This is a genomic window from Janthinobacterium goodfellowi (genome assembly GCF_051380695.1).
In the GTDB taxonomy this organism is placed as follows: Bacteria; Pseudomonadota; Gammaproteobacteria; order Burkholderiales; family Burkholderiaceae_D; genus Janthinobacterium.
The window spans coordinates 1-6,319 of record NZ_JBNYXN010000015.1 but is presented as its reverse complement, the minus strand read 5'-3'; the positions used below and the strand labels follow the sequence as shown (position 1 = coordinate 6,319).

Here is a 6,319-nt window from a genome sequence, read left to right as displayed (position 1 = left end):
ATGCCCACACTTATCGACTGTTAATTGTTAAAGAACTGTATTCGGTTACTGCTTTCGCGCTATCGACAAAGCGTTGTGTTTGTCAGCTGCGAAGAAGGAAGAGTATGAAGCATTTCACTACATTCGTCAACTCCTTCTTTTACTACTCATCGCCGTTTCCGGTGACCCTCAACTGCCGCAGTTGACTGCGTCTCATTGGGGAGGCGAACTATAGCAAAACCGCCCACGGGCGGCAAGCTTTATTTCAGCAATTCGGCAACCGCCATGCCCACATCGGTCGTACTGGCGCTGCCGCCCATATCCGGCGTACGCGGACCATGCTCGAGCACCCGCTCGATGGCGTGCACAATCGCGTCATGTGCTGCCGTGTACCGAGCGTCGCCATTGCCGAGGAAGTCCAGCATCATGGCGCCCGACCAGATCATGCCGATCGGGTTGGCAATATTCTGGCCATAGATATCAGGCGCGGAACCGTGCACCGGTTCAAAGACGGAGGGGAATGTGCGCTCCGGATTGATATTGGCCGACGGTGCGATCGCAATCGTTCCCGTGCACGCGGGGCCCAGGTCGGACAGGATATCGCCAAACAGGTTCGACGCCACCACCACATCGAAACGCTCGGGACTCAATACAAAGCGGGCCGCCAGGATGTCGATATGGTATTTATCCCAGTGCACATCGGGAAAGCTCGGCCCCATCGCTTCGACCCGCTCATCCCAGAATGGCATGCTGATGGCGATACCATTCGACTTGGTCGCCGATGTCAGGTGTTTTTTAGGCCGGCTTTGGGCCAGCTCAAACGCATACTTCAGGATGCGATCGACGCCTTTGCGTGTAAACACGGATTCCTGCAGCACCGTTTCGCGCTCCGTCCCCTCGAACATACGGCCGCCCACGGACGAATATTCTCCTTCCGTATTTTCACGCACGACATAAAAATCGATATCGCCCGGTTTCTTGTTCGCCAGCGGACAAGGCACGCCCGGCATCAGCCGCACGGGCCGCAAATTGACGTATTCATCGAACTCGCGCCGGAATTTCAACAAGGAGCCCCATAAGGAAATATGGTCGGGTACTTTGTCCGGCCAGCCCACCGCGCCAAAATAGATAGCGTCAAAATCCTTGAGCTGGGCAAACCAGTCCGAGGGCATCATCTGGCCATGCTCCAGGTAATAATCGCAATTCGCCCATGCCATCGTCGTAAACTGCAGGTCGATATTGAAGCGGCGCGCAGCGGCCTCGACAACACGCAGTCCTTCCGGCATGACTTCATTGCCTATGCCGTCGCCGGCGATGACTGCGATTCTGTGTGCGGGCATGACATTCTCCTGTGGATAGATGGATGCGTTGATGATACTGGTGCCGCATCAGAATACAATCAGGGAATTCATAACCCTAGCATCCACATTTCGTGATCAATCAATGAAGAATACGCCGCTGCTGGAAGACTTACGCCTGTTTTGCCAGGTCGCCCATAAAACCAGTTTCGCCGCCACGGCGCTGGAACTGGGCATTTCCAAGGCGGTCGTGAGCAAGCGCATCGGCATGCTGGAAGCGGCGCTACAAGTGCGTTTGCTGCACCGGACCACGCGCCGGGTCAGCGTCACCGATCACGGCGAGATCGTGCGGCAATGGGCGCAACGCATCCTGGAAGATGTCGAACAGATGGGTGAAGCGGTGACGCAATCGACATTGCAACCGCAAGGTGTGCTGCGCATCTGCTCCAGTTCCGGTTTCGGGCGCAACCGGCTCGGTCCTGCCCTATCCGAGCTGGCACAGCAATATCCAGGCCTGAAAATACAACTGGAATTGCTCGACCGCCCCGTTGACCTGCTGGGTGAGGGTTTCGACCTCGACATTCGCATCGGAGAGGTGCGCGAGCCAGACCTGATCGCCCACCGCATTGCCAGCAACCAGCGCGTACTGTGCGCCGCGCCCGCCTACCTGGCACAACATGGCACGCCCGCCACCCTGGCGCAATTGGGTGAGCATGACTGCATCGTCATCCGCGAGCGCGACCAGGATGGGCGGCGCTGGAAACTGCAAGGGCCGCACGGGCAGGAAACGGTGAAGGTCGATGGGCCGTTATCGGCCAACAATGGCGAGATCGTTCATCAATGGGCGCTGGATGGCCACGGCATCATCCTGCGCTCCGCATGGGATGTGGAAAGTAGCCTGGCACAAGGCAAGCTGGTGCGCATTTTGCCAGCGTATCAACAGCCCGCCGATGTGTGGGCGGTAACCACCTCGCGGCTGTCGAACTCGGCCAAGGTCAGGGCCTGCGTGCAATTTCTACAACAATGGCTGCAGGCCCGCGCCTGATTGGGCCTGATTCGCTACACGAGACGCGGCACATCCGGGTATAGACGCGCCAAGGTATCGGAAGTGATGGCGGTAATCACGGGGGCGACGCGATCGGCAGCTGGTTCAGGCGACTTTTCCCGGCGCACATCTTTCCACAACTCAAGTAAGGCAGCGTCATGGCGCGCGACCGCTTGCTCGACTTCATCTTGCCAGAATGCCGGCGCCTCGCCTTCCACGAAGTTGCCGCGGCCGCGGCCAAAGTGCGCCACCGCCAAGTAGCGCAGCACGCCCGCCACGACCAAGGTCCGCAGGAAAGCATCCGTAAATTGCATGATGGGCTCGTTGCGGTCCGTGCCGGAATTAAAACCCCAGGCTGCGCCCGCAAACGTCAGTGCACCGACCACGCCGCCAAGCAAGGCCCCCGTGCCCAGAGTCAAGCCACCGGAAATGAGGTCGGCCGACAGTCCCGTCGCCGCGCCGGAAATCATGGCCCCCAACAAGCCAGCTTGCGCCTTGTCGATCGGCGCGCGCACGGCGAAATTTTCCCGTATCCGGCTATTGATCTTATGCGCATCGGTCGGGTCGAGTTTGTGCAAGATCAACAGTTCACGCGTCGTTTGCCCACTGTGCGTATTGAGCCGCGCCACCAGGCTAGCCATCGCCTTTTCCTGGCGTTGTTGCTCTGCATTCTTGCCGATACCCACGACTTGCAAGGCCGATTTCAGCAAGCCCTTGGACGCCAACTCGATGGCCTCGCGATCCTGGGCGGCCACGGCCAGCTGCGTAGCCAGCAAACGCATGGCCTGCTGGAAACGCGCCGTATTTTGCGCTTGCCAGCTAGCAAACAAGCGCGCATAACCAGCTTGCTGCGATTGCGGCAACAACTTGCCCACGGCTTCGTAAAACACGCGCTCATGTACCCAACAGCGGGCAAAGGCATCGAGCGCCAAAACGTCGCGCACAATAGGATATTGCTGTAAATGTTCGCGCCAGCGCGCCTGCTCGCTGTGTTCCTCATTACCCGGACGTGGCGGCCCCATCTGATTGAGCAAGACCACAACGGGCTTGCCCAGCCATTCGAGGATTTTCATTTCCGCCGGCAAGTACCCCGCATCCCTGGGATGCTCCGAGGAGTTGACCAGGTACAGCACCACGTCGGCCGCGTCCTTGGCCGTGCGCAGCGCTTGCTGGCTGAGCCAGAACGGCCGGTCGCGATAACGGTCCAGCACCTCGCGCAGAAACCAGCCGATGGGATTGCCCGACTGGCCCAGGCGCTTGAGCAGGCGCACGGAGTCGCCAAAACCTGGCGTGTCCCACAGTTGCAGGGCATCGCCCTGCGGCGTGGCCAGCAAGGTATGCGATTCGGCAAACACAGTCACGTGGGCGGCGTCGCGCACTTCCCCAACATCCACGCCCACCAGGGTGCGCGCCAGTGTCGTCTTGCCATTATTCGTGTGCGAAATCAGCGCAAACTGAATCTGCACCGCATCATCGTGGACATCTTTATTCACATTCACACTCATGCTGCTGCCGATACTTTCAAGCCGACACCGGCATCAAGCGGGTGCAAGGCAGGATTGAGCAAATTGACCAGGGTGGCCGTGGTTTTATGGAACTGGCAGAACTGCTGCCACAAGGCGACTCTTTCCGCCAAACGGGCGGCATTGTCCGCCTGCTCGCCTGCGCGCTCCAGGTAGCTGGACTCGTCGATCAGGACAGCGATGCCGCGCGCCGACGATTGCACCAGATAATCGAGGAAGGCGCCGTGATTTTCCTTCTCCGGCGTCGCCGTCAGGTTGAACAGCACGGCCGTGATATTGACTTGCGGATCATTCAAGTCCGTGCCGCGCAAGACTTCCTGCGGCTCTTCGCCATATGACGTCGATGGACGCAGCATCATGCGGCCCTGTTCGCCAAACAGCATGATGGACAGTTGACCCAGTCCCTTGTGGCGTGCTTCATCGACCGTAAAGCTGTAAGGCAAGACGCGCAGCATGCCGCCCGTGGCCACGCCGATGCTTTCATTAAGCTTGCGGAAATACGGTTGATCGAGATCCAGCGGAAAGTGTCTGGCCAGGCGCGCGGCGCGCCAGTTGTTGAGCAGTGCCAGGATCAGGCGGGGAACGACGACCAGCAGGAAAATCGTCGCCGCATACAAATGTACCCAGCGCGCGCCGCCTTCGACGGTCGTCGTTTGCGGGAAGCGCAGCGCTTCGATTTCCGCCAGCGAAAAACCTTGCAAATGAAACAGGGCAATAGCCGGCGCAAACAAGGTCGACAGCAGGCTGTGCACTTGGCCGGCATTCAGAAACGTGCTTTCCCAGCCGGCCGCGTATTGCGACAGGAAACCGCGCGCATACAGCGAGGCAACGGCGCCGATGGCAAACATGGCAGCGCTCAGATGGATGGTGCGACCGAGGCGCGCGGCTGTCAGCTTGGCGCTCAGGTGCGCCCATTCCCCCATGAAACTGAGCAAGCCCGAGGACAATGCGTGCGGCAGTTTGCGCGGCAAGGCCAGCCGGCCCACGCTCAGGTGGCGCACCAATCCCGCCTTCGGCCAGCCCAGGGAATGCGAAGGGATGCATAGCCAGATCAGCAAGCCCAGGTAGACCAGTACATTCCAGGCGATGATCAGCAGCAAGGGTGCCGACAACAAGTCGACACGGTGCGGATCCGTGATGCGATCGAGCCCGGCGCCCAGCAGCAGTGCCAGCAGGGGCAAAGTCAGCGCCAGGGCTTTCATGCCGTTACGACGTTTCGCGAAAGCGGCGAAGGCAGGGGTGCGCTCGGTGATGCGTTTGATGATCAACTCGGAACGCTGCTGCAGGAAATCGTCACCCGTGACTTCGGCCTGCTTGCCCGAAGCTTGCCACTGCGCAAGCTCACGCGCGCTGCGGCTGGCATACATGCGGTCATCCTCGCTGAGGACTTCTTTTTTCTGGTCGGCCGTCTCGATAGCACGGACCAATACCACTTCTCTCGCAATCTGCTCGTTCATGGTGCTCCTGTTTTTGTATTAAACGACAACTTGACAGGCAGATTGTGACGTACTTTCGTGTTTCAGGCCAACGCGTCCTCGGCCCGGAACAAATTATGCAGCAGATAGATCAGGAAAGCAGCAATCCAGGCAGACCACAAGGTGTGCGTAAAGAATTGCGTACCTTGCAACTGCTGTTGCCAACCTGCCGCCAAACCGCACAGCAGCATGATGCCGGCGAGCAGCAGCGCCGTGCGGGGCCGTGCGGGCAGAAACAACAATGGCAAGGCCAGCATCCACCAGGCCGTGTTCGCCTGGGTCGCGGGCAGGCATACCATGGCAGATGCGCTGGCTGGCAACGTTTCCAGCAGGCGTGTGTACGGCTCCAGTCCGCCATAGCGCAACAAGTCCGTAGGGCACGGCACATCGCTGAAGGAAGAGAGCCAATAGATGCTTAGCGGCACGAAGATAGCCGACAGCGCCGCCACGCGCAAGGCACTGCGGCGTGAAGCAAGCCAGGCCAGCGGATGCAAGGTGTCCCAGACGGCCAATCCGATCACGACGGCGCCAAGCAAAATCATACCTAGCTGAAAACTGCCCGCCCACGCGCTGTCAGCGCCGACAAATTGCCCGCGCGCACCGTCGAACATACTGTCGGCGATCATGAGGTCGAGGTTGCTGTAATTGCCGATCCAGAGTATCAGCATGGCCGACAGCATCAGGATGCTATCGATGCCTTTGGGAGTTTTGACGAGTTTAAGCTTGGCCAGCATGGATGCACACGTTACTTGATGAGAATGGAAGTCATCGTACAGTGTCAATATGAAGAGAACATGACGGTGCCCGCCGTGCACAACATGTGGTGATCAATGACAAAGCGCCAGACGAAAAAAAACCCGACCATTGCTGATCGGGTTTTTTTCTACTGCGAATAACAAGCCTGACGATAACCTACTTTCACACTGGTTGCAGCACTATCATCGGCGCAAAGTTGTTTCACGGTCCTGTTCGGGATGGGAAGGGGTGGGACCAACTTGC

General features: G+C 59.0%; 5 protein-coding genes and 1 rRNA gene. 1 reads left to right on the top strand and 5 read right to left on the bottom strand.

Annotated elements, in window-relative coordinates; all coding sequences use genetic code 11:
• Positions 1–239: 239 nt before the first annotated feature.
• Complete coding sequence (locus tag ACQ4WQ_RS28360) at positions 240–1,319, bottom strand: tartrate dehydrogenase (RefSeq protein WP_436501636.1); 1,080 nt, start codon at positions 1,317–1,319, stop codon at positions 240–242.
• Positions 1,320–1,422: 103 nt separating this feature from the next.
• Here ACQ4WQ_RS28360 and ACQ4WQ_RS28355 point away from each other — a divergent pair, with 103 nt between their 5' ends.
• Positions 1,423–2,322: a LysR family transcriptional regulator gene (locus ACQ4WQ_RS28355; protein ID WP_436501634.1), complete on the top strand. Its 900-nt coding sequence runs from the start codon at positions 1,423–1,425 to the stop codon at positions 2,320–2,322.
• A gap of 14 nt (positions 2,323–2,336) precedes the next feature.
• On the opposite strand, the gene ACQ4WQ_RS28350 is transcribed toward ACQ4WQ_RS28355, so the two are convergent.
• The 4 genes from ACQ4WQ_RS28350 to rrf form a co-directional block, all read right to left on the bottom strand.
• Complete coding sequence (locus tag ACQ4WQ_RS28350) at positions 2,337–3,827, bottom strand: DUF3482 domain-containing protein (RefSeq protein WP_436501632.1); 1,491 nt, start codon at positions 3,825–3,827, stop codon at positions 2,337–2,339.
• Positions 3,824–5,302, bottom strand: a complete 1,479-nt coding sequence (locus ACQ4WQ_RS28345) for a DUF2868 domain-containing protein (RefSeq protein ID WP_436501630.1) — start codon at positions 5,300–5,302, stop codon at positions 3,824–3,826. Before ACQ4WQ_RS28345 ends, ACQ4WQ_RS28350 begins: the two co-directional genes overlap by 4 nt.
• A 62-nt stretch (positions 5,303–5,364) precedes the next feature.
• Positions 5,365–6,054, bottom strand: coding sequence for a phosphatase PAP2 family protein (locus tag ACQ4WQ_RS28340; protein WP_436501628.1), 690 nt, complete (start codon positions 6,052–6,054; stop codon positions 5,365–5,367).
• Between the two features lie 165 nt (positions 6,055–6,219).
• Positions 6,220–6,319: ribosomal RNA gene (gene rrf, locus ACQ4WQ_RS28335) — 5S ribosomal RNA — on the bottom strand; the annotation flags it as partial.